The organism is Mesobacillus sp. MER 48, from assembly GCF_023714225.1.
Taxonomy (GTDB): domain Bacteria; phylum Bacillota; class Bacilli; order Bacillales; family Cytobacillaceae; genus Mesobacillus; species Mesobacillus oceanisediminis_A.
In genome coordinates this window covers 699,002-724,003 of sequence record NZ_JAMAUR010000002.1, presented here as the reverse complement: position 1 = coordinate 724,003, position 25,002 = coordinate 699,002, and the positions used below count along the sequence as shown (strand labels likewise).

Genomic DNA, 25,002 nt, shown 5'->3' with positions numbered 1-25,002 from the left:
AATACCTTAAATAAATTTCAACCAGATCATAAAAAAGGGTATCCGTTCATTAAACAAACAAAAGCTGATTCTTCCATACCGTAGAAAAAAGATGCTTTATATTTTTTATCTGCAGGGTCCCAATAAAAAACTCATATATCCATTACGGTGTACCGTAATGGATATTTTGCAAGCCAATTTAAAATGTTCCTAGTCAATCTTAATCTGTGATTTACTATATAATGTTTTTAATATTTACCGGAACCTCCAGTAACCATCCAACATTTCAAAAACGTGACTTTGGTTCGTGTCAGTTAGGTTCACTAAAAAAAGCGTCTCCCCTTTTTCTTTTAATACCTTAGCAGCCGGACCATCTCCAATTGGTGTAAAAAATAATAAATTAGTTCCGTCCAATTTTAAAATTCTACAACGCGCATTTATTTCCGTATCGATAAATTCCTCACCTTGTTTAAGACCAAATAATTCCCTCCAAATTTCTGGTGTTTTATCCAAATCATGCACGACAAATCCGACACTCTCCAATTTTGGTTGACCAACCATGTGCGACCCTATGACTCCTTGTTCTTCTAATTCTGAATATCTTTCTTCATCCGATTTTTCCCATTGAATAAAAAAAGGTAAAAAAACCTTTTTTTCCGGGTATACAGGGAATAACAATGACCACCTGATTACTTGACCATCACCACGAACTCTCTCCCCAGTTAGCGGCCCATATACTGTTAGTCCTTCTGTCTTAAGTTTTATTGCTAATTTTTCTATTTGATTTGTTCGGATAGCTACGGTCGCAGGACCTTCCCGATTTTCTTTTGCTAACTGTTCAACGATTTGCGTTATCAATTGATTTTCATCATGCTTTTCAGCTATTGATAGATTTTCAATTCCTAAAAATTCAATATAACTTAAGCCAAAATAAGATAGGGTATTATATGTTCCCCAAGACTCATGTCGGCCTCCGGTCACAACATGAAGTCCCCTTTTGTGTAAGGGGGATATTGCTTTCTCTGGTTGCTTTAAGAACCAAACAAGGTGATCAAAGAAAAATTGCATTACTTTACCCCTTTCTAACAATAAAATAAACATTAACAATATTTAATTAATTTTCTCTATTATACTGTAAAGAAGTAGGGGGACGTACTTTTTGCTCTTAAATTGGACGAGGTGCTTAATCTTTCCAATTAACCTTGGAATAACTATACTTCACACAAAAAACCGCTCAGCATTCGGAGCGGTTACTATTTTTGTATTTGTCGGGACCGCCTGGGAATCGAATCCCTCTAGCCTGGCAGGTACCTTGTTTTACGATTTCGACTAATTCATTATTTTAAACAGTAATATTCGGTCAGGTACTTAAAAAATATTCAGTATTTTCATAATTGTGTTAAAATATTGATATTAATTGACCAGGAGGTAAATCATGAAAAGGAATAAGTTAGTAATTGTAGGAGTTGGCCATGTTGGCTCGTATGTTCTAGCTGATGCCATGAAATTGGGGCTTTTTAGGGAAATAGTTGTCATTGATAAAGATAAGGATATTGCTTATGGTGAAGCCCTTGACCAAGCGCATGCAACCGCTCTTACCTATATGTCAAATACAACAGTTTATACCGGGGATTATTCCGAATGTGCTGATGCAGATGTAATTATCTGTGCTGCTGGTCCAAGTATGATAAAAAGTGATCAAGATACAATGCCGGACAGGGCCAAATTAGCTGTTGTCAATTCAGAGGTAATTCGTGAAGTTATGACTGGAATAACTAAATATACGAAAGAAGCAATCGTAATTCTTATAACAAATCCGTTAGATACCATGGTGTACATAGCAGAAAATGAATTCGGATATCCGAAGGGACGAATATTTGGAACCGGAACAATGCTTGATTCTGCACGTCTCCGTAAAATAATCGCTACTAATTATGACATCGATCCAAAAAGTGTAACAGGTTATATGATGGGCGAACACGGACACACAGCTTTCCCAGTTTTAAGCCGCTTAAGTGTGCAAGGGTTTGGTGAAAATGAACTCGACCAAGTTTTTCAGGGAAAAGAACCATTAAGTCGGGAAGGTTTGAAAAAACAAGTTGTAAAGGCAGCCTTTGATGTGTTAAATGGAAAAGGGTGGACAAATGCAGGTGTTGCCCAAGCTGCTGTTACACTGGCAAAGGCAGTAATGCTGGATGAACGCAGCGTTTACCCGGTGTCCACAACATTACACGGGCAATATGGATACGATAGAGATGTTGCATTAAGTATGCCATGTATCATCGGCAGAAATGGCGTAGAAAAACAATTAGAAATTACTCTCGACTCACAAGAACTTAAATGGCTGCATGAATCAGCGGAGTATATCAAAGCAGCGATGAAAGTTGCAAAGACAGGCAAAACTCAGAATTCTAAAATTCCTGGGTGATGTTACATTTCTTTTAAGGCGAACAGGATTTGTACTGTTCGTCTTTTTTTTATATTTCCTAAAGCATAGATGTTTATCTTCAAAGCACGTTAGAAGTCATGTAATTCTACTTTTTTTAAAGGTTTATATCTTCAATCCTCCACTTTTTAATACGGTCATCCCTTCCCCTTGCCTTTGTCAAAACAAATCGATACTTATTTTCAATTTCCGGTACGGTTTTATAGGTGAGATTTTTCTTTCTATGTTTTAATTTTTTCAAGCCCAAGCATGTCTAAATTAAAAACTTATAAGTTTTCTCTAACTAATTTCTTCTTGTTTTTCAGTCTTTTGTCGACTACCTTCAAATTCGCTATCAAATCCAACGTTCTCAACATAGAATAGGTGCCTGCCCCCTGCCTTATATATCTTTACCGGGATTAGGCACCTATTTTCATTTCTATAGCTTGACTTCGACTGGACGGACTGGGCTCTTCTCTTCTGTGCTGACAGCAGGTTTTTTAGACCAGTAAGTGGCAAGTATTGGTCCAGAAATATTGTGCCAGGCAGCTCCCAGAACACTTGGAAGTGCAGCCAGCGGCCCGAAGTGTGCGGTCGCAAGGGCAACGCCAAGTCCTGAGTTTTGCATTCCAACTTCAATCGCAATCGCTCTTCGATTTACTTCATCCTGACCAAGCACTTTTCCTGCAAAATAGCCAAGCAGAAGTCCGAATCCATTGTGAAGCATGACAGCGGTAAAGATCAACAACCCTGATCCGGCAATAGTTGCCGCATTGCCGGAAACGACAGCAGCCACAATCGTGATAATCGCCGCAACTGAAATAAGCGGTAAAACTGCTAAGCTTTTTTCCACTGCAACAGGGAAAAATTTCTTAACTGCCAGTCCTAAAACAATGGGAACAATAATTACTTGGACAATGGACGTGAACATGGCTACAGCATCAACCGGCATCCATTGACCTGCCAGCAAAAGCAAAAGCAACGGTGTAATGATTGGAGCCAATAATGTTGAAACGGAGGTCATGGCAATAGATAATGGTACATTTCCCTTTGCCAGGTACACCATAACGTTAGAAGCAGTTCCCCCTGGTACAGATCCGAGCAGTACCAGGCCGGCTGCCAATTCTGCCGGCAAATTCATTAGTTTTGCAATGGCGAAAGCAACGGACGGCATGATGACGAACTGTGCACAAACTCCGATGAACACAGGCAGCGGTTTCGTAAAGATGATTTTAAAATCGACTGCCTTCAATGTGAGCCCCATTCCAAACATGACTACGCCAAGCAGGATGGTGATATAGCTTCCCAGGCCTAAAAATGGGTCTGGAACCATAAACGCAATCACCGATATTAAAATTACCCAAACAGCAAAATATTTTCCTGCAACAGTACTTACCGCCTCTAATAATTTCATATCATCACACTCTTTCTTTTTTATTCAAGATTTTATTTGGATTCAAAAGGTTATCCGGATCAAGGGCCTTTTTGATTTTCTCCATAACCGCCAATGCTGGTCCATGTTCAATTTGCTGATATTTTTGCTTGCCGACACCCACTCCATGCTCACCCGTGCAGGTTCCACCCTGCTTAAGGGCATAGAGGACAATTTGTTCATTGAGGTCCTCAGCCTTTTTAATCTCCTCAGGATTACTCATATCAATCATCAGGAGAACATGATAGTTTCCATCCCCCACATGACCGAGAATTCCGCCGGTAAGACCGAGTGAATCGACTGCTACCCTTGCATGGCTTATTGCGCCTGACAGCTTTGAAATCGGAAGGCATACATCCGTCACCATCATTTTCTTACCAGGGTGCCCATGGATATAAGCATAAGCAAGATTATGCCGCGCCTCCCATAACCGATTCCTCGCTGCATTATCTGTTTCAAACTGAATATCCAGACAATGATGATCTTCAACGATTTCTGTTGTGAACGCTATATCCTGCTTCAAGCCCGCTTCATTCCCGTGAAACTCCAAAAATAGTGTTGGAGTTTCACTATAGCTAGTTTCACTAAACAGGTTCACCTGCCTCATGGAAGGTTCATCGACAAGCTCTACCCTGGCAATCGGCACACCTGACTGTAAAATCGAAACAACTGCTTCTACCGCATCGTTCAATGAAGGAAAAGAAGCTCTTGCCGCCATCACATGCTCAGGAATCCCATATACTCTTAAAGTCAGTTCCGTAAAGAGTCCAAGAGTACCCTCCGAACCAACAAATAAACCATTCAAATGGTATCCTGATGAAGACTTGGCGGCCAAATTTCCAGTATGTATAATCGAACCATCCGCAAGCACCACTTCAAGATCACGTACTTGGTCACGCATGACCCCATATTTGACCGAAGACGTTCCACTTGCATTTGTCGCTGCCATTCCACCCAGCGTCGCATCTGCTCCAGGATCCACAGAGAAAAACAGGCCATATTTTTTCAATTCTTTGTTCAGCTGCGACCTTGTCACACCAGGCTGTACCCTGACAAGGAAGTCCTTTTCACGTACTTCCACGATTTTATTCATAAGCGAAAAATCGATTGTGATGCCATGTTCGTATGGTATGACATGACCCTCTAGACTGGTTCCAAGCCCAAAAGGCACCACTGGGACTTTATATTTGTCTGCAAGGTGTACAATTTCACTGACTTGCTGTGCTGTTTCCGGAAAAACAACAAGATCGGGAAGACTTTCCCTATGGTATGATTCATCCCGGCCATGCAACTCCCTTACTGACTGATTTTCCGATACCTGCTGTTCAGAAAGGATCTCCTTTAAAGCATGTACGATGTTCATACTAGCTGTTTCCATCCAATACTCCTTCTTTCTGCCACAATGAATTTGGTCAGACCAAAGATAAAATTGGTCCAACAAGTTAAAGTCAATTATACTAACTTATCAGAAAAATTCAATAATTCTTTCAAAACTTTTTGTCTTGATTATTAGATTTTACGTCTGTTAAATTTAGGACAGTATTTGAGAACTATTTTGAAAAGAGGCTACGGTTAATGGCGGAGAAGAAAAAGACCTATCTAGTTTTAGTGGATAAAATTACTGAACGCTATTTGACAGGAAATCTTAAACAAGGTGAAAGGCTGCCTTCAGAAAGAGAATTGGCAAGCCAATTAAACGTCAGCCGGACAACCATAAGAGAAGCCCTGAGGACCATGGAACAAAACGGGGTAATAGAAATCCGCCAAGGAGGCGGAAGCTACGTTAAAATTTCTGACTTCCAATCGAGAAAAGAAGAAATTATTGCAGCTGTCAAAGCTGAGACACCACTTGTTTATGAAACGCTGGAACTTAGGCGCGCCCTAGAAGTTGAATCAGCCTTCCTCGCCGCAAAAAGAGCTGCTTCAGCAGACCTTGAAAAGCTGCGGACGGCTCTCAACAATATGGCACAGTCCCTACAGGATCCTGAGTTGGGGCTTAATGCGGATCTTGACTTTCATATCGGAATTGTCGAGGCCACCCATAACTCCATATTTATACAACTGATACATACCATTAGCGGACATATGAAAGATACCATCAGGGCTACCCAAAAGCATCGCTTTAAAGATCCCTCTCGGTACGGAGATACACTCGACGAGCATAAAGAAATCTATCTAGCGATAGCCTCCGGAAATGCGAATAGAGCCAAGGAACTTATGGAAGATCATATTACAAGGATTAGAGAAGAACTGTTAGAGTCGATGGTGGTTGATCTAGGGAAATGAGATGGATTTTAAGGCAGGATTAGGTTTGTGGATAGTATTGCTGATATCTATAGAGCTGTAATAGATGATGATACTCACTTTTAGTTGACTATAGGTTCATCTGCCCGTTTATTTTGAATACTACTTCTTAGAGTGCGGCTTAAGATTAAAACAGAAAAAAATCCACCCATCATATCTGATAGTTGGATTTTTGGCAGGTTCTAAAACGTTTATACTGTTATGTATTTAATAGAAGGAATAATTGTGTATGTATTAAAAGCGCACACTGTCCAAAGCCAAGTAGTATCATTTAAAAAAAACAGGTAAAACCGATAAGTATATCGAAAAAATGGCGGGACCGCCTGGGAATCGAACCCAGCTAACCTGGCACGCAGGTCACAAGCGGTTTTGAAGACCGTGGAGGACACCAGTACCCCATTCAGCCCCATTTGAAGAACAAGGTCTATTATACTTACAAGCTGTTGATTTTACAAGAGAGTTACTCAAATTGTCACAAGACTTGTCTTCCCTTGACCGCTGATACTATAATAAGTAAAGATATTAGAAATGCGTGGGTGAATGGTTATGTATCAGCTTGAAGGTTGGTTTTTATGGTTTATTTTATTCTGGGTCGTAGTATTGGTTGGCTTATTCGCGATTGGCGGATATTTCATGTTCCGCAAGTTTTTGAAAAAGCTGCCTAAGGACGACGGCAAATCGGATATGGACTGGGAAGAGTATTATGTGAATCAGACGAGGCACATGTGGCCTGATGATCAGAAGGAATTGCTCGAAGATTTGGTAAGTCCGGTTCCTGAATTGTTCAGAGATGTGGCTAGGCACAAGATTGCCGGTAAAATCGGTGAGCTTGCGATTGAGGAAAATGCGGATAAGATTACGCAGGAGCTTGTCATCCGCGGCTATATACTGGCTACACCAAAGCGGGACCATAAATTTTTGCGAAAGCGTCTTGCTGAAAAACAAATCAGCACCGCTCCATTTGAAAGCCTGTTTTAAAACTGCCTTAGCGATAAGGCAGTTTTTTTCGCTTGTAGTTAAGCTGCTCCTCCGGAACGTTTCTTTTTTCGCTTGACGAAAAGTTTGAATACATCATCACTCTTCGTCAGTATGATGACTTTGTCCTTGTATGGCTTCATCAGCTTGATTGACTCTACCAGATTGTTGCCATCATATTGGTGGTTCCACTTAAGCAAATCGATCAGCGTCTTTAGGTTCTCTTTTCGCGGAGAATGTGCCAGCTTTGCTTTTCTTAAAATAAACCTTTTCACAATTCTCCAGTCGCGGACGAACACATTCGTCTTAAACACAAAAATATAGTCAGCTTGCCGGAAGCTTTCTTCAAGCCAGCTATAATACACTCCTTCGATAATCCACTTATCCTCCGATAGAACCTTTTTCAGCATTTCGGCCCTTTTTACCGGAGGAGTTTGGGAACCGAAATACTCAGAATCTTGATCCCAAAAAACGCTGTCCAAATCATGCTTTGGAACCCCAAGCATTTTTGAAAGTTTTGCCGCTATGTATGTTTTCCCGCTACCCGGGCCGCCAATCATATGTATTTTCGTCACTATCTTTCACCCTGTCAATTAGTCTTTGTCGAGATCATTGTCAAAAACTGACGGTGTTCTTTCTTCTTTTATGCCTATATGTGCTTTAATGATAGCCAATTCTTTTAAAATCAGCCTTGTATTCAGCCAGGCTCCAACTGCAGCGAGAAACGCAACCACTAAAATGATTATCAACCAAATATTGATAACAATCAAATTGCTCACCTCTCAACCAATTTTACCACAATCTAACATGAAAAAATGATAGAATTCATGAGGGAGGGATTTTCATGATAGAGATCGGGTTCTGGATCTTTTACTATTTGCTGTTAATGACGATTTTCGTCAGGGCCATTTATATGGTCATCAAGAAAAAACAGGTTGCCCTTGCAATGGTTGTGATATTGCTGATCATTTCTGTGCCTATGGTCAGCCTGATGAATAGCATTGGCAGGCCCCTTGAGATGAATGAATTCGAATTTTTAGCAAAGGAATTCAAACATGGAGCACTATGGGCCATTTTCACCATTGCAGGATACATCTACCTGCTCGTTTGGTTCTTGTTTTCTTTTAAAAAAATAACGAGTTTCAGAATCTGAAACTCGTTTCTCACCTTATTCTTCTTCTCCGCCTGCTATAGGCACCGGACCGCATAGCCTTTACCTCACACACATTCCCTGCGATTAGGAGAACAACTCCAATAGCAATTAAACTAAACATAACTGAAGGTGAAATGGTCGCAATATATCCCATTCCCTTCATGAACATCGGTACAAGGAAAACAGCAAGACCAAGGGCTTTCAGAAAAAATGCATAAAACTTCAAAGACATCTCGGCTCCTCCTGACTGAATCAAGTGGTCTTATCATTGTATTCAGTGAGGGTTGAACAGTTCACAAAAAATTCAATATTTTTAGATTGGTAAAATAGTATGATGGTGGTGACTAATTAAAGGAAGGAAGATGATTGTGGCTTTTAAGGAGCGGAATGAACCCATCATTTTATCAAAACTGCGAATTTTAAATAAAAGACTTGCGTTATCAGATGAGGAAAAAAGGTACCTATCGAACCTCGAAAAAGGATATCAAGGCGAATTACAATTCGATGCCATGACAGAGACACTGACAAGCAACTGCTTAATTTTGAATGAATTGCTGCTCGAAGTAGAGAAAGCAACCTTTCAGATAGATACTCTAATTATATTCGCTGACACGTTATACGTTTTTGAAATAAAAAACAACCACGGAGATTACCTGTACAAACAAGAAGGACTTACCTCGACTACAACCGGAGCATCAATGAAGAATCCCCTTGATCAACTTAATCGCACTAAGCTGCTTTTTAAAAAGCTGTTGAATCAACTCGGCTACAACTTTAAGCTTCAAGGCTCCGTCGTTTTCGTTAACCCCGAGTTCACACTGTATCACGCACAACCCGAACTCCCATTCATTTTTCCCACCCAAATCAAACGACTCCTCAATCATCTCAATAACCAACCCGGAAAAGTATCCACCAACCATAATAAACTTGCAAGCAAACTAGTCTCCATTCATCAAACTGACAGCTTATCCAATAAACTACCTTCCTTTCATTATGATGAACTCAAGAAAGGGATTACTTGTTTGGAATGTGAGTCTTTTGCGGTGACAGCTTCTCATAAGTTTCTAGAGTGTGATGATTGTGGGAGGAGAGAGTTGATAGAGTCAGCCGTGATAAGGACAGTTTCAGAACTTATGATACTTTTTCCTAACAAAGAAATCACTTCTAACACTATTCAGGAATGGTGTAAGGTAATTAATTCAAAAAAGAAGATTAGAAGGATTCTACTTAAGAACTTTGACACAAAAGGCAGTAAACAATGGAGAAAGTATCATTGAAACATCCTTATTCATGACAGGACGGATACTTCTTCTCCTTGTCCTGCATTTTTTGTCCATCAGGGCCTCTATGACGGACACTTTTTCCTTTTTCCCTGCCTTTTTTGTCCGTCATGGCTTCTATGACGGACACTTTTTCCTTTTCCCCTGTCTTTTTTGTCCGTCACGACCTCTATGACGGACACTTTTTCATTTTTTCCTACCTTTTTTGTCCGTCACGACCTCTATGACGGACACTTTTTTCCTTTTTCCCTGCCTTTTTTGTCCGTCACGACCTCTATGACGGACACTTTTTTCCTTTTTCCCTGCCTTTTTTGTCCGTCACGACCTCTATGACGGACACTTTTTCATTTTTTTCTGCCTTTTTTGTCCATCACGACCTCTATGACGGACACTTTTTCATTTTTCCCTGCCTTTTTTGTCCGTCATGACCTCTATGACGGACACTTTTTCTCCTTTTCCTGCATTTTGTGTCCATCATGAGCTCTATGACGGACGTTTTTTCCTTTTTCCTGCCTCTTTTTGACGGTCAGCACCTCTATAATTAACACTTTTTTTATCATTCTGTCCTTTGACAGGAACTTTTCCCATTGAGCATCACTTTCCTGCGTCTTTATCTGATTCGACATAATTCACGAATCAAACAAAAAAACAACCAGCCCCACCTTCGCTGATTGCCTCGATAGCCACACTTGCTATCCTGCCTAGTATTTATATTAATGGAGAAATATAAAATCCGTTGCCTGAATTTGTTAAGGATTTTTTAATATCTGTTAAAGCAGATAGAAGTGGGCACATACCAATAGGAAATTAATGATGACTTTGTAAACCATCGCCAACACTCCTTATATTATGAGATCCCTTCCATCTATACTTTAGCACAGTATTGTAAAGATGAAATGAAGCAAATTCGGCTATTTTGTAAACTTTTTACCTGAAATTCTATTAATATCTAGTTAAGTTAGAGGATACCAGCTTCAAAGCCGCAGCAAGGTCCACATCTTCTTCTAAATGGAGTGGCGACCATGGAATATAAATATGAGGTTCAATCCCTACTCCTGTCATACCACGACCAAGATCAATTCTGGACAAACGCGAGGTTGGATACCATAGTTCATATCCTTCATCCCACCTCTGGATGGCCAGGTTAGCATAATCGTTCAGCCCTGCCGTTGGTCTTCCAATAACGGTAATTTTGCTGGACTTCATGCAAGTTTCCACAAACGAATCACCTGCACTTCCACAAAAAACATCCGTCATCACAACAATCGATTTAGGCACAGACTTTCCTTTTACAAAAGTATCCGGAATAAAATCACCAAAATCGAATTCCACAAAACCTTTCCCGTCATTTCGTTCCCATTCCCTCTGCCATGCTCTCAAGAAAACCATGGTCTGTACATCTTGTACGCCTTTCATCTGCTCCTCTACCATTTCTAGCTGCCGTTCTGTGTTGGCCTCGGTACAGTTGAATAGCATTCTTTCTTCTGGGTCCGCCAGTTCTACTCCTTCTTCTGGCATCAAATAGGGCAAGAGGTTAAAATAGCTTGCATCACTACCTCCATAATTCACTCTGACATCTATAATCCAGTTTTCCAAAGACTCAAGGAGATGTTTATGCTCATCAATCATCCTGATTATAGAATCTGGATCCGCAAAGTCTGTCATCGTCAACAACAGTGTCCTATCATTCAACTTCTCTACAGAATATACTGGCTGATAGTCATCTTTTGGATAAAAATGAAACCAAACTTCACTCCCGGAATCCTTTACACCATACTCATATAGCTCAAGAATCGGCCCCCAGTTTTCCCGTTCGGCATGGCTCTCACTCAATAGGCTCGCATGCCGCTCCCTTAGCTCCGATATCGCCCATCCACCAATCGAAGTAAAAGTCGTACCTTTTACAAGCCGCTTCTCAGCTCCCACCTCGGTGACATAAAGCTTGTCCTCATACCTTCTTACCTTAAACCCTCTGTCCTGCGTGGCTTCCTTCTCCACGTTACGGTCCTCAAAATAAATATGCTTATCCTTGAAGTCTTGCAAATATTCTTTTACGACACTGCCAAAGTCATCTTCCTTTACCTTTTCAAGAAAATACTCCGGCCGATCCCACCCCTGCTTGTCCTTCCACCCTGCATAATCATGATGCATAATATGGACGATATCTTTAAAAATGGCATCCATACTATCCCTCCCTGCATCTAAAAATACTTATGTAATAGTCCTCCACAGGAAAATCTCCGATACATTCAAAGCCATTCTCGCTGTAAAAGCTTTTTAACTTTTCATTTCCTGCCCAGCAATCCAGATACAGTTCCTGCCCGAAACCTCGTGCTTTTTGACATGCCCAGGACACAAGATCAGCACCGTATCCTTTTCCCTGGTAATCGGGGTGTAGAGCTAGCTGGTATAAGTATTTTACGGCTCCCTCAATATGCCATTGCCCCACATCTTTAATGCCAAATGTCCCGATAATTTTTCCATCAACTGATGCAACATACAAAAATCCAACCTGTTCCAGCAGCTGTTTTTCATCCCATGGGTAATTCCACTGATTCACACCTTTTTGGTGTAGTGAAAGCGAAGCTGCATTTAACACAGACAGGATTTCACTAACATCCTCTATCTCTGCTGATCGGATTTCCATACCAATTAGCCCTGCTTCCTGCAAGCGAACATCAATACCAGCGGAACCCTTATCCTCCGCTCGTATTCTTCCCTGGTGGGGAAGTTTTCAGCTTCCGGAGTCCCTTCTCTCAAATCTTCTATTATAAAGCCTGCTTCCACTATGAGCTTGAAGTATTCTTCTACTGTCCGATGGTATTTGATTACCTTTTTCCCAATCCACGGTTCAGAGCGTTCTCCCTGGTTGAAATAATCATCCACAATCCAGTCAGTTCTTCTGCCGCTGCCTTCAGCACTTTTCGAGGAGGAGGTGAGTACCGGGTGCTGAACGCTGAAAACAAACCTTCCGCCGGGGATCAGCGAGTCGTGAACCTTTGTAAAAATACTGCCTAAGTCCTCTAAATAATGCAGTGCAAACCGAGAAAGGACTAAATCATATTCCTCTGCCAGCGGTTGCCATTCTTCCATTGAAGCGTGCAAAATCTGGCCAGAAGTGCCTTTCAAATTTCCCACTGCAACATGCATCATATTTTCGGAACCTTCCAACCCGATATATGCACCAGCACCTTCTCTCAGGAGTTCAACCCCTATCTCGGCATCGCCGCAACCCAGATCGAGTATCTTTTTACCTTTCACATTCCCCTTTAACTCGAGCAAGATTGGTTTTTCTATACTATTATTTGGACTTTGAGGCCGTGTTCTTCTCTTCATGTAATTCTGGAAAAAATCCTCTTCCTCATAAGCCGATGACCCTCTATACTCCATATAACCCCTCCATTGCCTTAATAAGTTAAATCTTCGATATTTTATCATATTAGGAGTGAATTGGAATATAGATTTCTATCATTTCTATATCATTCCCAACAGGATGATAGGTTTCAATTATGTAGTTTCCATCCAGTTCCTTTTGATATCCCTGTCCATCGATCCACTCATCAAGTGTTGAATACAATTTTCCGATTTCATTCCCTTTCCCAGAGATCATTCCGTAACTATGCTGAATTTCTAAGAATTCAATTTCCTCCGGCACGGATACAGGCTTTTTCTCCACAAGGATACCAACGTAAAAGATCCCTTCAGCATGACTGTTACTTACTTTTGGCTCATAAACTGTCACTTCGGTTCCCTCATAGTTCGGAATACGCTGTAAAAATCGCTGTGCCGCCTGAGGTACCAGCTGTGCAAAACTTTCAAATGGCCCACTATGTTTCATCCCAATCACTTTAAATTCCCTGTTCACAACCTGGCACATATTTGATCCTCCTAAAAAAATTCGTATAAACCTTCTTTAAAGTAAAGGTATTCTTCATCTGATACTCGGTATCTGGTATATCCTTCGTAAAAAGAAGTCAGCATTTCCGGCTTATCCCTGAATTTTCGAATCGCCAGAGATTCATCATAACGAGGATCCCCAAGCGTCATACCAGCAACATCGATAAACAAACGGACCTCTCCATCCACCACCAATACGTTATCTGAGGTGCAATCTCCGTGGATGGTCGTTTGTTTTACCTTCTGCGGTTTATCTCTTTCCAACTGTTTCAATAATGTTAAATTGCCATCAGCTTGTCCAGACTCAGCGTATAATCGAGCCCTCATCAACTGGGTTTCGAGCCAGTCTGTTTCTGATTTCAAACCGGCTTCTTGCTCGTGAAGCTGTTTTATAAAATCACCAAAACTCCTCACCAGCCTTTGTTTTTCCTTCATAGTCCCGGCCTTTTTTAATGCAGCAGTCAATGTAATTCCATCCTCAAAAGACATCAGCAAATGGCTGGCATCCTCTTCCTCGACGAAACCATAATACTTCGGAACAGGAATGGAATTTTGGTGGGATAAAGTTTGAAGCACTTCTGCCTCTGACTTTAACCATTCTCGGTATTTGACTTTAGATGCACTTTTCATAATATACATGCCATCAGGTGTAACAACTTTCCTAACCTGAGAGGTACACCCTTGTTCAGGAAGTGTTACGATCTCAATTGCATCCTCCAAAAGACCCGCGAATAAAATTTCGCTGCCGCTCATAAGTAAGTTCCTCCCCCATTCCGCCTCGTTTGAATCTAGTTACTGTTCTGTTCTTTCTATTTATTAATATAGGTTTAACTCCAGATCACAATTTAAAATGAAGTTTGACAAAACTGGCAACCTCGGCTGCAGTTAAATTGGTGTTATTAATCCGAATATAGTTCGCTCGTTCAATTTCACCTTCATATGAATTTAAGCGATACTGATCCATTGATTTCAGCAAATCGTTTTCGGACCGTTCTATGTTTCGCTTGGAAGCTTTTTGCTCCAGCCGATATGTACTTCTGTTTCTTACGAGCCTCTCTTCCAGGTCTGCCTCAAGCTCAACAAAATAAACCGAGCCGCCTTCTGACTCGAATAATTGGCAAACTTTCTCGACATACTCCCAGTCTTCCTTTATATCAAACGCCCAGACATACGTGAAAATCATTCCGCTTTGATCACTTTTTGCCATAGCTTTAAAGAGCTCTTCTCGAAACAGGCCAACTAGCCTTTTCCCTTCCCTTGTCCCATAGTCAAAAAAGGGATTTACCAACTCAATCGTCATATGATTATGAAAAAGTTTTAAATCAGTTATTTTTTCCAGTTCATGCCCCACTGTCATTTTCCCTACCGCCTGCGGGCCAAATATTAAGACAAACTTCATATTGACTCCACTTCCATCCTCTTTTTATACTCTTTGCTTAGCTCACTCCATACATCGAATTTATTTCCATCGAGATCATAAAAAACAAAATTGCGGCCAGCATGTCCCCGGTTTTCAATCTCACCGACATTCATTCCTCGTTCAATAAAATCAGCATGCATCGCTTCAAGAGTGTCTTCACCATCAACCTCAAAAGTAAGAATGAACCTTTCTGATCCATGTACATCCTTAAAGTTTGAACTTTCACCCGGAGACTTCACCAAAAACAGACTAATATCAGCCAAGTTCATAATTGCCTTATCTTCATCCAGATAATTTAAACTTGCACCAAGCATATCCTTATACCAATCCGATGATTTCTCTGGTTCTATTACCGGTATGTAAATTGTCCCGACTCTGATTAATTGATTTTTCAATTGCCTCCACCTCTGTTATAAAGATTCTCTATTTCACTGATATCCCCTTCTTATTTGTTTAAAAATTCCATATTTAAAAAAACACACCCAAAACGAGTGTGCTTTAAGCTCAATCTTATATCCAGTCGTTGTATGAATTTTTAAAATCCCAGCAAACAATATAAAACTTTCCACCTGCCATAGTGAAAGTAACTGCGGGGCCTATAAAAAATTATAGACAAGAACCATCCAAGGATAAGAAAAAAACTCACTCTTTCCCCTTGATTTTCTCCCTTAGTTCCTCTAACTCCTCGATTGAAAGGCCGCCAAGTGCTTGTGATATTTCTGATTCGATCTCTTTTCTGTTTCTTTCACGATATTGATCCCACCAGTCCCGGAGACCCTCCGTGTTGTTAAGCAAATATTCGATGTCAATAACCTCGACTTCATCATCGGAAATATAATTAAGTACGGCTGCCAACATTTTATTTAATTTTTCAATTTCATTATTTTCTTTGTCTTGCTGGATTTCTTTTTCCGGACCCTCAGCTTCTTGTACATCAGGATTCTCTGCTGCTTTCCGTGGCAAGGTCTCACCTTCTTTTTTACCTTTTAGTATGCATTATTCCCTAAAGATTGGATTTTTATTGAACAGATAATTCCCCCCCCATGTTACATTTTTAATGATGAGGTGGTACATTTGCTATGTACATTATCCTTAATGCTACTTTATTATAATCAATGGACTCTTAACAGCAAGCCCGCTGGAATAGTCCTAAAGCTATTTCCTTTCACCATTCCCCAGGTATTGATTGAGACGTTCGCTGCCAAAAAAACAGATTTAATCACATGGAGGAAGGGTTGGACATGGTATCACTCATTCATTAGTTTAGCGATTAAATTATTGTTATGCCGAGGAATCATTTCAACCATCCGAATCATCAATAAAGATGATCTCTCAGTAGATTAATATCCTGAAAAAGACCAAATCAAAGGATGATTTGGTCTTTAGCGATTTTCAATTATCGATGCCTTGTAAAACCTAAATAACGCGTTCCTTGAAAAGTCAGTTCTCCATCATCACCTTCAACCAACTGGCCGTACTCCTGTCCGTTTACATGAAGCTCCAATCTGTCTCCACTATCAAACTCAAATGTCACATAATAAACATTACGTGCTGCAGTTTCTCCACCTCCGCGCACGCTCGTTCTTTTGGTTACAACTTTAGCGAATGAGTTTACGCGTGGTGATTGGTTATTTTTACTCCAGGTACCTAGACTTTTGATAATCGTAAAAATTATTATGCCGAATACCAATATAAAGACCGCTCCTATAAAAATAGGGCCAAACGTAAACATAAAATCCATTCCCATTGGTTCTTCTATCATGAGCCATCCTCCCCCTTGTCACTCAACGCTTATATATCTTTACGAAAATATAAGAAAAAAGATTCAAATCATTTCCAATTACATTATCGTATCCATCAGTTCAACTTCGATTTCCTTCGGATTCGACCAGTCATGAAATACTTCCAAATGCCATTGATCCATCAATCTTCGATATCCGTTTCCTTCAATCCATTGATGAAGCTTGCTATATGTATCTCTTATTTTTCCATTAGATCCTTTGTGCCGTATGACCGCATATCTTTGTGCTGGAATCCTCAGGGTCACCATGTTTTCAGGAATGTCCTCGTAGTCAGATACTTCAACACAAACCCAATAACCATCCTCCTCGTCTGAACAACTGTCAACAACAAAAGCCCCATGCTGCAAAGATGGATTTAATACATTCTTTATTTCATGTACTCGCTCACTCAATTGCTTTGATGCTTTCGGAATTTCCTCGATATATTCATTACCAGGACAGAATACCCGGATGCCTACTAGTTTAATTTCTGAACACTGCTTGATTTCAGTCATAGCCTATTCCTCCCCTCATAGCTGCTTGATATAACATTACTATGCGTGAATTTTAAAGATTAAAATTCCTCTAAATGCAAATGGTAAATAAACATTTCTCCTTCTCTTCCCATAGCCCTTTTACCTTGGTCAACGAAGCCGCCTTTTTTGTAAACATTTTGCGCTATAACATTTGAGTGATTTACAGCCAGTATTATTTCATTCACTAAAGGAAAGTGGTCGTTTGTAAATTGTTTCAATAACCGGATTGATTCTGAACCAATACCCTTTCCTTGATAAGGAAGATTGATGGAATAGGCTCTTAGCAGCATTGCATTCTTGTTTTCACTGTACACCTTCGCTCCCTCCCAGCCATGAAGCACAAAAAATCCCGCCGGATGCCTATCATAAAGAATGACAACTGGATGCCGGTCTGGCTCTACATCACATTTTTCCAGAGCTTCTGCAGGAAGAGCAGTGAATCTCCTCTGTTCATCTAGCAAAGCGTAATTCAATAAGCGACTTTTGAATTCATTATTATAAAGCTGCAGAGAAACCATTTCTTTTTTAGCCATTGACATCCAGAACTCCCCTAGTATTTTATGATATATTAATAGAAACCCTGCCCTCTTTGTTCTCAGCATGATTCCATACTACCTGTATTTCGAAAATCCCTTCCTGAAAAAACAACGGAAACCTTCTTCTAACTGATTCCTGCATGGGCAAATGGCAGGCTTCTTCAATGCTTACCCAAACTGCTTTTCCTTCAGGACCATCCTTTAGGAGTTCCCCTTTGAAATCAGTAGTAATATAATGGAAAATCATATACCTGTCCCTCACGGCAGGATTCACATATTCATAAAGACCCTTATATTTTAAATTGCTTACGTCGAGCCCTGTTTCCTCTTTCACTTCTCTTATAGCACCTTCAACAATGCTTTCCGGAAAATCCACTTTTCCTCCAGGAGGGAGATAACCCTTGAAATGATCATGCTGACGGTCGAGGAGTAATACTTTATCTCCATTTTGGATCATGCACATCGTCCAAATCTTATAGTTTACTTGATCGCTCATATAATCTCCTTATACTTCTTTACTTTCATCTCATTACGTTTCTTTTAAAAACAACCCTAATACCTGGATACGATACCTATAAGCAGTTTAAAATTCTTATCTTTCTTATGTACTCTTTTAAAACCTTCCCTGCAATCCAATATGAACACTGTTTTCCATAGCCAAAATCTTATATATGCCGATTGAAAATGAATGGGTCCCTGTATTCCCCTCACTTCATATTCATTTCCGTACTCCATTTCAATTTCAGTCCTTACCACCCATCTGTTTCCGATGCCTGCCTCGATATATTTCAACTGATGATATCTCCTTATTTCTTACTCCCTAAAATGGCCGTTATTCTTTTATGCATTTCCCTCTCATCAATATATTCAAAGAAACCAATCTGATTTCCCCAAGGATCGGAAAAAGTCGCCCACTTAACAGGAACTTCTTCTCTCTCGTAAATCTCAAATAGCTCAACATCTAGTTCCCTGACTAATCGAGATCGTTCACCCTCAAGCGACCTTACTCCCAAACGCAATGGGCCGCACCCTTCCGCAGGTTTCCCTTCCGCTACCTGAAGCCACGCCCCGGGAATCAACTCCCATTCAGCAAACCCACTATGAGGGGTAAAATCCGGCTCTTTATTAAGTAAATTTTTATACCAGCGCAAACCTTCTTCAAAATCTGTTACTCGCACCTGATACGTCATTTCAAAAATCACTTTTATTTCCTCCTTTGTCTTTAATGATTCATTTCCAATTTTGCACCTCATATCCAAGAACCCAGTCCAGCCTTTTGATTTTCATTTCGTCTGGTGTACTTCTTAGCAGGAGATTTCGTAATCTAATCGCGGCCGAATTTTCGAGTTGCATCATTCTGGCCATCATCCTGGAGCTTTGAACAATTTTTTTAGTACGGGAACTCCTCAATTGTTCATATTGGTTCAGTGCTTTTTCAATTTCCCTTGGATATTGTTCTAGACAATTTGTAAGGACTAGCGCATCCTCCATCGCCTGGGCTCCACCCTGACCGAGATTCGGAAGCATCGGATGTGCTGCATCTCCCAAAAGTACAGCTCTTCCCTTATGCCAATCATCAACTGGCTTTCTGTCAAAAATCTTATGTACAAGGATTTTCGATTCTTCAGTTGATTCAATGACTGCTTCTATAGGACCCCACCAACCCTTAAAATGCTGTAGAACAACGCTTTTAATCTTTTCTGTCGTTATTAGAGTCCCTTCTGGCATGTTCACCGCTGCGAACCAAAACACGCGACCTTTTCCTAAATGAGAAAAACCAAACCTTTTACCCCTTCCCCAAGCTTCAAAGCCTCCACCGAGCTCCACTGGGAAACGATCATCCTCAAAATAAGATATCCCCCTGAAAGCGGTGAAGCCTGAATAACGCAAAGGAGAATCCTCAACAATTTCCTTTCTCACCCTTGAGTGAACACCGTCCGCTCCGATAAAAAGATCTGCAATATCCATCTCACCATTCTCAAAAAAACTGGTGACTTTCTTCCCCTCCTGTTTCAGCCCTGAAAACTTTTTCCCAAACACAACGCTATCAGGTGTTAATTTTTCATATAAAATCCTTTGCAAATCCGGCCGGTAAATCAAATAACTATAAGTGTCATACCGCTCGGCCTGTTTATGGACCGGCATGTTCACAATGAGTCTGCCATCAGAGGTTCTAATTTCTGCCTTCTTCACTGGTGAACCCGCTTGACGCACTTGATTGGCAACCCCTAACTTTTCCAATACCTTAATCGCATTGGCTGCCAGCACAATGCCTGCACCAGTTTCTTTCAGCTCTGTACCTTTCTCAAAGACTTTTACCATCAATCCCTTTTGCTGCAAGGCACTCGCGGCAGATAAACCTCCAATACCAGCACCTATAATCGTTATCTCAGGTTTGTTCATTGCTAAAGACATCTGCCTCGCTCCTTTCTATCCAATCCCGTATTGAATATTCTTTCTTCACTGGTTTTGTTTGGTATGACAGCGTTGTTAGATTCTATCGGACATTTTTTCGCTCATGCACGTTCCCGTTAGTCTGATAGAGTCTGTTTATCGGACACTTTTCCACGCTGCACGGCTAGATTTGTCCTTTAGAGCCCTTCTATCGGACACTTTTTCACGCTGCACGGTTCGATTTGTTCTATAGACCTCTTCTATCGGACACTACTCACTTCTGGACGCTCCAGTTTGTCTGAAAGAGTCGTTTTTTTTAAACTAGTTTCTGAATTGACCTTTTATAGAGAACATCCACCCTCGCATATGGTAAAATTATGTAAAGTTAATCCAAAGAGGTGCTAACTATTGACTAGACCAAGAGCTTTTGCTGCTATCATTAATGAAAATAATATCCTTATGACCAAACATGTCTACCCTGATGGAGAGTTCTGGACACTTCCAGGCGGTGGTTTAGAGGCCGATGAAACGTTCGAAGATGCGGTCGTTCGAGAAGTGAAAGAAGAAGTGAATTTGGATGTAGAAGTAGTGGATTATCTTTTCACCGGTCAATACAGCGGTGGTGAAGAGCAGTGTTTCCTTGTCCGCCAAATGAACCATCAAGAACCTATCCTCGGTTGTGACCCAGAGTATGGCGAGAGCCAAACATTAAGTGAAGTACGGTGGCACTCACTGGAATCCATGAAAGATGACCTGCATGTTTCAAAAGTTTTAGAAGCTTTGAAAATAGTAGTTTAAATCCATCCGCATTCACATATTTGTTCTAATATATAACGGCTGGAAGGTTTGAATTATTTCAAACCTTCCTACCGCTTATTTTTATAATAGATAAAAAGACACAGTCCATTTTCCCGTAAAAACTTCTCTATACATTCATGCCAGAAATCAGCTTTCCACCTTTGCCATATAAGAGGCCGGATTCAACTCTTCGCTTTCTATGACCACTGCAGTTAAACCCTTGTCTGTCTTTGTTTCATGCCACTCGCCTTTTTGCCAGAATACTGCAGTGCCAGGCTCTACTTTAAAGTATTCTTCCGATTCTCCGCGAACAATGCCGGAGCCGCTTACCACCAGCAATAGCTGCGGCATGGTTGCCTGATGAAAACCGATGATCCCATTCTCATCTAGATACATAAACCCAATATGGGTTGCGTTCACTGTCCTTACAATCCTTGACATCACAAAGTCCGAATCAAATTTTGTGATGGCCCCTCCAATGTCCTTTTTAAAATTATAGAATTCCATTTTGCCACCTCCATTCCTTTTCAACAACCCCGGACCGCGTTCACTTTCCAGCCCTGATACTATATTGCTTTACAATCAAATGCTGAGGAGTTTCAGGCACTGCATGAAGAGAGGTTCTGATAAACTCGGGGTACAGCTTTATCTTTGCAAGTTGGCTGATTGGCACCCATTGGTAAACTAATCGTTCTCCTTCTTCCCCAATGAACGCATCTGCTTGAAAATCGAAGCTGCCTTCCAATGGTGATACATGATAATACAAGCCAATTTCATGAAAATCTCTATGTTTGTAGTCAAAGAAGTTTTCGGTAAACCATAACAGCCGATCCACTTTGACGTCTATTCCCAATTCTTCCTTTACTTCTCTTACAATACTGGTTTGTGAATCTTCCATTACAGTGACCCTGCCACCTGGCAATGCCCAGTGTTCATCGTCTGCCTGCCTATGTATGAGTATATGGTTGTTAACTATCATCACAGCTGCGACACGATAATTAAAAACCGTCTTTTCCATGTAAAATGTAGCGTCCATCACTGTTCCTCCCCTTTGTAAAAGCTGTCCAATTCTCTTGCCAGACTGGATCTGCGAAACCCTTTTTGCCGCTTCAATTCCTTCAGTTCCTCTAACGTCTGATAGGAAAGGCGGATGCAATAGTAATTAATATATTCAATGGCAGCAAACAGATATAGAAAAAGAAACCAATACCGCTCCAACTGATTGCGAATCATCAAATAGGCCAATATAAACAAACCTATAAATATGAAAAATGCATTCATCTTTTTAAATAAGGAAAATAATTTAAGCTTTTTAGCCGGCAGCCTGGACAAATTGTCCTGTTTCAACTGTTGCAGCTTCAAATACCAGTAATAACTTCCCTGCATCAAGATAAACTCCAGCAATCCAAAGGCATAAATGGAAGAGAATGCTCCTAAGTATGGAATCGACCATTCAAAAAGCTGGATATATATGATCTAAATGTTTGCAAAGGTAAAAACCGCAAAGAGTTCACCAGTATATAAACTGACTAATTTTCTTTTTACTTTTTACTGCATGACCCTAGTCTGCTAGTGTATATTGCTTCATAAGATTCTTAATCATCGGATTCAGCTTCTCTGGCAAATCATTCACATGAAAAAAGCGGGTCTCTTCCGTTTCCACTCCATCTGCTTTCAATTCTCCACCTTTAATATCCCTAGTCATATACGCAACCGTTACCGAATAAAACTCATCCCCGTTTGGCAACTTTACGTAGTACTCCTTACCCGAGAAAACTCCAACCAGTTCTAGTCTCCCTATTTCGAGCCCAGTTTCTTCGAACACTTCACGTCTGCCTGCATCCTCTGTCGACTCCCCTAATTCAAGAAAACCTCCTGGAACACCCCATTGTCCGTCGTGACGTTTCTGCAATAAAAACTCTTCATTTTCGTTGATCACTGCCACTGCTGTTCCCACTAAAATAAGCGGCTGGTGGCCAATCACCTTCCGCAAATCCTCGATATATCCCATGACAACCTCCAATAGGTAAAAATTAACTAGTTAAACAAGATTCGACAGCGGCTTAGCATTTCCTTCTTTTTCCCATATTTAATATAGAAATTAACTGCTAGTAATTCTAAATTGTGTCCGTTAATCTCTGCTATAAGAGAAACTTTTCCTCTTGTTCTCGCTCTTTTTGTCAGTCATAAAGGCTATATTGGACACTTTTCCTCTGGTTCTCACCCTTTCTGTCCGTCATCATGGCAGTGACGGACACTTTTCCTCTGATTCTCACTCCTTTTGTCCATCTTCAACGCTATAAAGAAAACTCCTCATGTTCTTGCCCTCTCACGATAAATAGCACTACCCAATCGGGCAGTGCTAAGTACATTTTATTATGTTCTAGTAATTATAATGACACCGCCACAGTGGGACATCGCCTGAAATTCCAACTTGCATTCCTCTTTCAACATAGATTGCAATTCATCAAAAACAAAGTAAAATTCATCTTCGTCCCAGAAATCAATACTGTCATGTCTGCAGGTTTCTAGCTCTTGTCTAGTATCAAAAGCGATGTCCCCAATCAAGATTTTTCCTTTCTCCTCAAGCATTGGCAATAATATTCTAATAAACTGTCTTTTTTCCTCGTCGGTTAAATGATGCAATGCATATGTACTGACAATGTAATCATACTTCTTTGCCTTAATATCTTCAGGCAGTCCGTTTGTAATATCCCATTCGATCAAGTTGGCCTTCGGCATCTTGGGTTGAGCGAGTGCAATCATCCGTGATGAAAAATCTATTCCATCGATCTGATGTCCATGGTCATACAGCTTGGATGTCAAAACTCCTGTACCAAAACCGATATCTAAAACCCTCGCATTTTCTTTCCCCATCACTTTTTTAAAAATGGCATTTAAAATAGCCCTATACCCAGCGAATGGGTAGACTCCGCTTTCCTCGCTTACCTGCACGGTCTTATCATAGCCATTCGCCCATAAATCAAAGCCCTGTTTGCTTAACATGGACTTTCCTCCTCTGTTCTCATCTGACGCTATCCAATCTTTGATAATAGTCAAATACATCCTTTTCGAATACAGCTACCGGCTTCCAGGTCACCTGTTCCAACGCCTCATAGAAATCCTCTGTTTCTTTTGTTTTATAAATCAATTCATTCACTACATTTATCCCATATTCTTGGATCAGATAATTTACAGTAAAATAACTTTGCAAATAGGGTTCTGAGATGCCAGCATGACGAACTTCATGAAAATCATCGTCCCAGCTGATTTCCTCAAGGGGCTGTGTTTCGTATGGAATTAAACCGATGTCAACTTCTGTTTTGTCGTTTGCAACATACTCAGCTATCCCTTCCAGGAACCAGGTCGGAAAAAGTCCACCATAGGTTTCCGCTCCAGTTATTTTAATGAAAGTGGCGTAATGTGCATACTCGTGCAAAATCGATTTTTGAAAAAAATACAGTGGTGTTTCATCCCCCTGTAAAATCCCTTCAACATATTCTGTGTCAGCATTTACAACAAGGACCTTCTCAAACTGAGAATAATAACCTGAGACATCATCAATTTTAGAAATCTGTACAATATCTTCTTTTTTCATAAAAATCATATCGATAGGAACGTTTTCATATCTGTCAAAAAGTTCCCCTGATTTCTCTTCAGCCAATTTCAGCGTTTCGATTGTCAAGGGAATCAGTTCTTTGTTCTCTTCCTGATAGTAAATGGAAACATGTTTATACTGCTTGTTCATACCTGCAGCTTTATACTCTTTTTCCAATTCACTGTCAAAGTTCTGGTTGACAAATGATTTGGCAATCACGAAAAAGCTTGAATTTTCACCTGTTCGCTCATTGAATTCATCTTGAAAGGATTTCGCCATTCCGACCCATCTGCTTAAATAAAGACCAAAGATGATTGCAGGGATGATCAGCCATAACCATCTTTTAGCTCCCTTCACTCCTTGCCTCTATTCACTTGCTCTTCAAGCAAAGAGATAATCTTGTCATTCTGCTCGATCATTTTCTCATTTTGTTGTCTCAGCTTCGTAAAATCAAACATAAATGCAAATAACATGATGGTAATGATGATTGTCAT

At 40.5% G+C, this 25,002-nt stretch carries 35 protein-coding genes and 1 tRNA gene; 7 read left to right on the top strand and 29 right to left on the bottom strand.

Annotated features, from left to right (window positions below):
- Positions 1-234 precede the first annotated feature (234 nt).
- Positions 235-1,047 carry a VOC family protein gene (locus M3593_RS09890; RefSeq protein WP_251541726.1) on the bottom strand — a complete coding sequence of 271 codons (813 nt, stop codon included), beginning with the start codon at positions 1,045-1,047 and terminating at the stop codon, positions 235-237.
- A 367-nt stretch (positions 1,048-1,414) separates the two neighbouring features.
- On the opposite strand from M3593_RS09890, the gene M3593_RS09885 reads away from it, so the two are divergent.
- Positions 1,415-2,407 (top strand): L-lactate dehydrogenase, encoded by a 993-nt coding sequence (locus M3593_RS09885; RefSeq protein WP_251541727.1) that lies wholly within the window; start codon positions 1,415-1,417, stop codon positions 2,405-2,407.
- A 436-nt stretch (positions 2,408-2,843) separates the two neighbouring features.
- Here the strand turns inward: M3593_RS09885 and M3593_RS09880 are convergent, their stop codons facing one another.
- Both M3593_RS09880 and M3593_RS09875 read right to left on the bottom strand, forming a co-directional pair.
- A complete protein-coding gene (locus M3593_RS09880; RefSeq protein ID WP_251541729.1) occupies positions 2,844-3,818 on the bottom strand; it encodes a bile acid:sodium symporter family protein in 975 nt (324 codons plus the stop codon).
- Between the two features lie 4 nt (positions 3,819-3,822).
- Positions 3,823-5,214 (bottom strand): FAD-binding oxidoreductase, encoded by a 1,392-nt coding sequence (locus tag M3593_RS09875; protein ID WP_144475925.1) that lies wholly within the window; start codon positions 5,212-5,214, stop codon positions 3,823-3,825.
- A gap of 197 nt (positions 5,215-5,411) precedes the next feature.
- Here M3593_RS09875 and M3593_RS09870 point away from each other — a divergent pair, with 197 nt between their 5' ends.
- Positions 5,412-6,122, top strand: a complete 711-nt coding sequence (locus M3593_RS09870; protein WP_251541731.1) for a FadR/GntR family transcriptional regulator — start codon at positions 5,412-5,414, stop codon at positions 6,120-6,122.
- Positions 6,123-6,451: 329 nt separating this feature from the next.
- Here the strand turns inward: M3593_RS09870 and M3593_RS09865 are convergent.
- A tRNA-Sec gene (locus tag M3593_RS09865) sits at positions 6,452-6,548 on the bottom strand.
- A 138-nt stretch (positions 6,549-6,686) separates the two neighbouring features.
- Here M3593_RS09865 and M3593_RS09860 point away from each other — a divergent pair.
- Positions 6,687-7,118, top strand: coding sequence for a DUF2621 domain-containing protein (locus M3593_RS09860; RefSeq protein ID WP_144475934.1), 432 nt, complete (start codon positions 6,687-6,689; stop codon positions 7,116-7,118).
- Positions 7,119-7,156: 38 nt separating this feature from the next.
- Here M3593_RS09860 and M3593_RS09855 read toward each other — a convergent pair whose 3' ends face one another.
- Together M3593_RS09855 and M3593_RS09850 are read right to left on the bottom strand one after the other, a co-directional pair.
- Positions 7,157-7,690 carry a P-loop NTPase family protein gene (locus M3593_RS09855; RefSeq protein WP_251541733.1) on the bottom strand — a complete coding sequence of 178 codons (534 nt, stop codon included), beginning with the start codon at positions 7,688-7,690 and terminating at the stop codon, positions 7,157-7,159.
- A gap of 18 nt (positions 7,691-7,708) precedes the next feature.
- The gene (locus tag M3593_RS09850) at positions 7,709-7,885 is read right to left on the bottom strand and encodes a hypothetical protein (protein ID WP_251541735.1); all 177 of its coding nucleotides are present in this window, start codon (positions 7,883-7,885) and stop codon (positions 7,709-7,711) included.
- A 74-nt stretch (positions 7,886-7,959) separates the two neighbouring features.
- On the opposite strand from M3593_RS09850, the gene M3593_RS09845 reads away from it, so the two are divergent.
- Positions 7,960-8,268 carry a hypothetical protein gene (locus M3593_RS09845; RefSeq protein ID WP_251541738.1) on the top strand — a complete coding sequence of 103 codons (309 nt, stop codon included), beginning with the start codon at positions 7,960-7,962 and terminating at the stop codon, positions 8,266-8,268.
- A gap of 10 nt (positions 8,269-8,278) precedes the next feature.
- Here M3593_RS09845 and M3593_RS09840 read toward each other — a convergent pair whose 3' ends face one another.
- Positions 8,279-8,500 (bottom strand): hypothetical protein, encoded by a 222-nt coding sequence (locus M3593_RS09840; protein ID WP_144475937.1) that lies wholly within the window; start codon positions 8,498-8,500, stop codon positions 8,279-8,281.
- Positions 8,501-8,636: 136 nt separating this feature from the next.
- On the opposite strand from M3593_RS09840, the gene M3593_RS09835 reads away from it, so the two are divergent.
- Positions 8,637-9,545, top strand: a complete 909-nt coding sequence (locus M3593_RS09835; protein ID WP_251541740.1) for a nuclease-related domain-containing protein — start codon at positions 8,637-8,639, stop codon at positions 9,543-9,545.
- A 945-nt stretch (positions 9,546-10,490) separates the two neighbouring features.
- Here M3593_RS09835 and M3593_RS09830 read toward each other — a convergent pair.
- From M3593_RS09830 to M3593_RS09795, 8 genes are all read right to left on the bottom strand, one after another.
- Positions 10,491-11,732 carry a S41 family peptidase gene (locus M3593_RS09830; protein ID WP_251541742.1) on the bottom strand — a complete coding sequence of 414 codons (1,242 nt, stop codon included), beginning with the start codon at positions 11,730-11,732 and terminating at the stop codon, positions 10,491-10,493.
- Position 11,733: 1 nt separating this feature from the next.
- Positions 11,734-12,195 carry a GNAT family N-acetyltransferase gene (locus M3593_RS09825; RefSeq protein ID WP_251541744.1) on the bottom strand — a complete coding sequence of 154 codons (462 nt, stop codon included), beginning with the start codon at positions 12,193-12,195 and terminating at the stop codon, positions 11,734-11,736.
- A 5-nt stretch (positions 12,196-12,200) separates the two neighbouring features.
- Positions 12,201-12,938 carry a class I SAM-dependent DNA methyltransferase gene (locus M3593_RS09820; RefSeq protein ID WP_251541746.1) on the bottom strand — a complete coding sequence of 246 codons (738 nt, stop codon included), beginning with the start codon at positions 12,936-12,938 and terminating at the stop codon, positions 12,201-12,203.
- Positions 12,939-12,987: 49 nt separating this feature from the next.
- On the bottom strand, positions 12,988-13,425 hold the full coding sequence (locus M3593_RS09815) for a GyrI-like domain-containing protein (RefSeq protein WP_251541748.1): 438 nt from the start codon (positions 13,423-13,425) through the stop codon (positions 12,988-12,990).
- An 11-nt stretch (positions 13,426-13,436) separates the two neighbouring features.
- Entirely contained in the window at positions 13,437-14,198 is a 762-nt protein-coding gene (locus tag M3593_RS09810; RefSeq protein WP_251541750.1) for an aminoglycoside phosphotransferase family protein, read from the bottom strand.
- An 85-nt stretch (positions 14,199-14,283) separates the two neighbouring features.
- Positions 14,284-14,844 carry an AAA family ATPase gene (locus M3593_RS09805; RefSeq protein WP_251541751.1) on the bottom strand — a complete coding sequence of 187 codons (561 nt, stop codon included), beginning with the start codon at positions 14,842-14,844 and terminating at the stop codon, positions 14,284-14,286.
- On the bottom strand, positions 14,841-15,260 hold the full coding sequence (locus tag M3593_RS09800) for a VOC family protein (protein ID WP_251541753.1): 420 nt from the start codon (positions 15,258-15,260) through the stop codon (positions 14,841-14,843). The genes M3593_RS09805 and M3593_RS09800 overlap by 4 nt, the downstream gene beginning before the upstream one ends.
- 247 nt (positions 15,261-15,507) lie before the next feature.
- The gene (locus M3593_RS09795) at positions 15,508-15,828 is read right to left on the bottom strand and encodes a hypothetical protein (RefSeq protein ID WP_251541755.1); all 321 of its coding nucleotides are present in this window, start codon (positions 15,826-15,828) and stop codon (positions 15,508-15,510) included.
- Between the two features lie 132 nt (positions 15,829-15,960).
- On the opposite strand from M3593_RS09795, the gene M3593_RS24005 reads away from it, so the two are divergent.
- Positions 15,961-16,209, top strand: a complete 249-nt coding sequence (locus M3593_RS24005) for a CBO0543 family protein (RefSeq protein ID WP_283905390.1) — start codon at positions 15,961-15,963, stop codon at positions 16,207-16,209.
- Positions 16,210-16,261: 52 nt separating this feature from the next.
- Here M3593_RS24005 and M3593_RS09790 read toward each other — a convergent pair whose 3' ends face one another.
- From M3593_RS09790 to M3593_RS09760, 7 genes are all read right to left on the bottom strand, one after another.
- Positions 16,262-16,627 (bottom strand): DUF2500 domain-containing protein, encoded by a 366-nt coding sequence (locus tag M3593_RS09790; RefSeq protein WP_251541757.1) that lies wholly within the window; start codon positions 16,625-16,627, stop codon positions 16,262-16,264.
- A gap of 78 nt (positions 16,628-16,705) precedes the next feature.
- On the bottom strand, positions 16,706-17,161 hold the full coding sequence (locus tag M3593_RS09785) for a GyrI-like domain-containing protein (protein ID WP_251541758.1): 456 nt from the start codon (positions 17,159-17,161) through the stop codon (positions 16,706-16,708).
- Between the two features lie 59 nt (positions 17,162-17,220).
- Entirely contained in the window at positions 17,221-17,721 is a 501-nt protein-coding gene (locus tag M3593_RS09780) for a GNAT family N-acetyltransferase (RefSeq protein ID WP_144475949.1), read from the bottom strand.
- A gap of 19 nt (positions 17,722-17,740) precedes the next feature.
- Complete coding sequence (locus M3593_RS09775; RefSeq protein WP_251541760.1) at positions 17,741-18,214, bottom strand: 8-oxo-dGTP diphosphatase; 474 nt, start codon at positions 18,212-18,214, stop codon at positions 17,741-17,743.
- 56 nt (positions 18,215-18,270) lie between these two features.
- Entirely contained in the window at positions 18,271-18,510 is a 240-nt protein-coding gene (locus M3593_RS09770; protein ID WP_251541761.1) for a DUF3977 family protein, read from the bottom strand.
- 14 nt (positions 18,511-18,524) lie between these two features.
- On the bottom strand, positions 18,525-18,920 hold the full coding sequence (locus M3593_RS09765; protein WP_251541762.1) for a VOC family protein: 396 nt from the start codon (positions 18,918-18,920) through the stop codon (positions 18,525-18,527).
- A 28-nt stretch (positions 18,921-18,948) separates the two neighbouring features.
- Positions 18,949-20,133: an FAD-dependent monooxygenase gene (locus M3593_RS09760; protein WP_251541764.1), complete on the bottom strand. Its 1,185-nt coding sequence runs from the start codon at positions 20,131-20,133 to the stop codon at positions 18,949-18,951.
- A 387-nt stretch (positions 20,134-20,520) separates the two neighbouring features.
- Between M3593_RS09760 and M3593_RS09755 the strand changes: the two genes are divergently transcribed.
- Positions 20,521-20,910: an NUDIX domain-containing protein gene (locus M3593_RS09755; RefSeq protein ID WP_251541766.1), complete on the top strand. Its 390-nt coding sequence runs from the start codon at positions 20,521-20,523 to the stop codon at positions 20,908-20,910.
- 147 nt (positions 20,911-21,057) lie between these two features.
- Here the strand turns inward: M3593_RS09755 and M3593_RS09750 are convergent, their stop codons facing one another.
- From M3593_RS09750 to M3593_RS09720, 7 genes are all read right to left on the bottom strand, one after another.
- A complete protein-coding gene (locus tag M3593_RS09750; RefSeq protein ID WP_251541767.1) occupies positions 21,058-21,417 on the bottom strand; it encodes a cupin domain-containing protein in 360 nt (119 codons plus the stop codon).
- A gap of 40 nt (positions 21,418-21,457) precedes the next feature.
- The gene (locus M3593_RS09745; RefSeq protein WP_251541768.1) at positions 21,458-21,946 is read right to left on the bottom strand and encodes an NUDIX hydrolase; all 489 of its coding nucleotides are present in this window, start codon (positions 21,944-21,946) and stop codon (positions 21,458-21,460) included.
- The gene (locus M3593_RS09740) at positions 21,946-22,296 is read right to left on the bottom strand and encodes a hypothetical protein (protein WP_251541769.1); all 351 of its coding nucleotides are present in this window, start codon (positions 22,294-22,296) and stop codon (positions 21,946-21,948) included. Before M3593_RS09740 ends, M3593_RS09745 begins: the two co-directional genes overlap by 1 nt.
- A gap of 175 nt (positions 22,297-22,471) precedes the next feature.
- Positions 22,472-22,921: an NUDIX hydrolase gene (locus M3593_RS09735; protein ID WP_251541771.1), complete on the bottom strand. Its 450-nt coding sequence runs from the start codon at positions 22,919-22,921 to the stop codon at positions 22,472-22,474.
- 365 nt (positions 22,922-23,286) lie between these two features.
- The gene (locus M3593_RS09730; RefSeq protein WP_251541772.1) at positions 23,287-23,916 is read right to left on the bottom strand and encodes a class I SAM-dependent methyltransferase; all 630 of its coding nucleotides are present in this window, start codon (positions 23,914-23,916) and stop codon (positions 23,287-23,289) included.
- A 19-nt stretch (positions 23,917-23,935) separates the two neighbouring features.
- Entirely contained in the window at positions 23,936-24,865 is a 930-nt protein-coding gene (locus tag M3593_RS09725) for a gluzincin family metallopeptidase (protein ID WP_251541773.1), read from the bottom strand.
- Entirely contained in the window at positions 24,862-25,002 is a 141-nt protein-coding gene (locus M3593_RS09720; RefSeq protein ID WP_251541774.1) for a hypothetical protein, read from the bottom strand. Before M3593_RS09720 ends, M3593_RS09725 begins: the two co-directional genes overlap by 4 nt.

Excerpts from the sequence above, each read along its gene's own strand:
- M3593_RS09740 (WP_251541769.1), bottom strand. The coding sequence starts at position 22,296 with ATGCAGGGAAGTTATTACTGGTATTTGAAGCTGCAACAGTTGAAACAG.
- M3593_RS09790 (WP_251541757.1), bottom strand. The coding sequence starts at position 16,627 with ATGATAGAAGAACCAATGGGAATGGATTTTATGTTTACGTTTGGCCCT.
- M3593_RS09780 (WP_144475949.1), bottom strand. The coding sequence starts at position 17,721 with ATGTCAATGGCTAAAAAAGAAATGGTTTCTCTGCAGCTTTATAATAAT.
- M3593_RS09825 (WP_251541744.1), bottom strand. The coding sequence starts at position 12,195 with ATGGAAATCCGATCAGCAGAGATAGAGGATGTTAGTGAAATCCTGTCT.
- M3593_RS09875 (WP_144475925.1), bottom strand. The coding sequence starts at position 5,214 with ATGGAAACAGCTAGTATGAACATCGTACATGCTTTAAAGGAGATCCTT.
- M3593_RS09845 (WP_251541738.1), top strand. The coding sequence starts at position 7,960 with ATGATAGAGATCGGGTTCTGGATCTTTTACTATTTGCTGTTAATGACG.
- M3593_RS09820 (WP_251541746.1), bottom strand. The coding sequence starts at position 12,938 with ATGGAGTATAGAGGGTCATCGGCTTATGAGGAAGAGGATTTTTTCCAG.
- M3593_RS09720 (WP_251541774.1), bottom strand. The coding sequence starts at position 25,002 with ATGACAATCATCATTACCATCATGTTATTTGCATTTATGTTTGATTTT.
- M3593_RS09815 (WP_251541748.1), bottom strand. The coding sequence starts at position 13,425 with ATGTGCCAGGTTGTGAACAGGGAATTTAAAGTGATTGGGATGAAACAT.
- M3593_RS09810 (WP_251541750.1), bottom strand. The coding sequence starts at position 14,198 with ATGAGCGGCAGCGAAATTTTATTCGCGGGTCTTTTGGAGGATGCAATT.
- M3593_RS09735 (WP_251541771.1), bottom strand. The coding sequence starts at position 22,921 with ATGGGATATATCGAGGATTTGCGGAAGGTGATTGGCCACCAGCCGCTT.
- M3593_RS24005 (WP_283905390.1), top strand. The coding sequence starts at position 15,961 with ATGCTACTTTATTATAATCAATGGACTCTTAACAGCAAGCCCGCTGGA.
- M3593_RS09870 (WP_251541731.1), top strand. The coding sequence starts at position 5,412 with ATGGCGGAGAAGAAAAAGACCTATCTAGTTTTAGTGGATAAAATTACT.
- M3593_RS09730 (WP_251541772.1), bottom strand. The coding sequence starts at position 23,916 with ATGTTAAGCAAACAGGGCTTTGATTTATGGGCGAATGGCTATGATAAG.
- M3593_RS09775 (WP_251541760.1), bottom strand. The coding sequence starts at position 18,214 with ATGAGCGATCAAGTAAACTATAAGATTTGGACGATGTGCATGATCCAA.
- M3593_RS09890 (WP_251541726.1), bottom strand. The coding sequence starts at position 1,047 with ATGCAATTTTTCTTTGATCACCTTGTTTGGTTCTTAAAGCAACCAGAG.
- M3593_RS09840 (WP_144475937.1), bottom strand. The coding sequence starts at position 8,500 with ATGTCTTTGAAGTTTTATGCATTTTTTCTGAAAGCCCTTGGTCTTGCT.
- M3593_RS09880 (WP_251541729.1), bottom strand. The coding sequence starts at position 3,818 with ATGAAATTATTAGAGGCGGTAAGTACTGTTGCAGGAAAATATTTTGCT.
- M3593_RS09745 (WP_251541768.1), bottom strand. The coding sequence starts at position 21,946 with ATGGACGCTACATTTTACATGGAAAAGACGGTTTTTAATTATCGTGTC.
- M3593_RS09750 (WP_251541767.1), bottom strand. The coding sequence starts at position 21,417 with ATGGAATTCTATAATTTTAAAAAGGACATTGGAGGGGCCATCACAAAA.
- M3593_RS09760 (WP_251541764.1), bottom strand. The coding sequence starts at position 20,133 with ATGTCTTTAGCAATGAACAAACCTGAGATAACGATTATAGGTGCTGGT.
- M3593_RS09785 (WP_251541758.1), bottom strand. The coding sequence starts at position 17,161 with ATGACTGAAATCAAGCAGTGTTCAGAAATTAAACTAGTAGGCATCCGG.
- M3593_RS09805 (WP_251541751.1), bottom strand. The coding sequence starts at position 14,844 with ATGAAGTTTGTCTTAATATTTGGCCCGCAGGCGGTAGGGAAAATGACA.
- M3593_RS09885 (WP_251541727.1), top strand. The coding sequence starts at position 1,415 with ATGAAAAGGAATAAGTTAGTAATTGTAGGAGTTGGCCATGTTGGCTCG.
- M3593_RS09860 (WP_144475934.1), top strand. The coding sequence starts at position 6,687 with ATGTATCAGCTTGAAGGTTGGTTTTTATGGTTTATTTTATTCTGGGTC.
- M3593_RS09830 (WP_251541742.1), bottom strand. The coding sequence starts at position 11,732 with ATGGATGCCATTTTTAAAGATATCGTCCATATTATGCATCATGATTAT.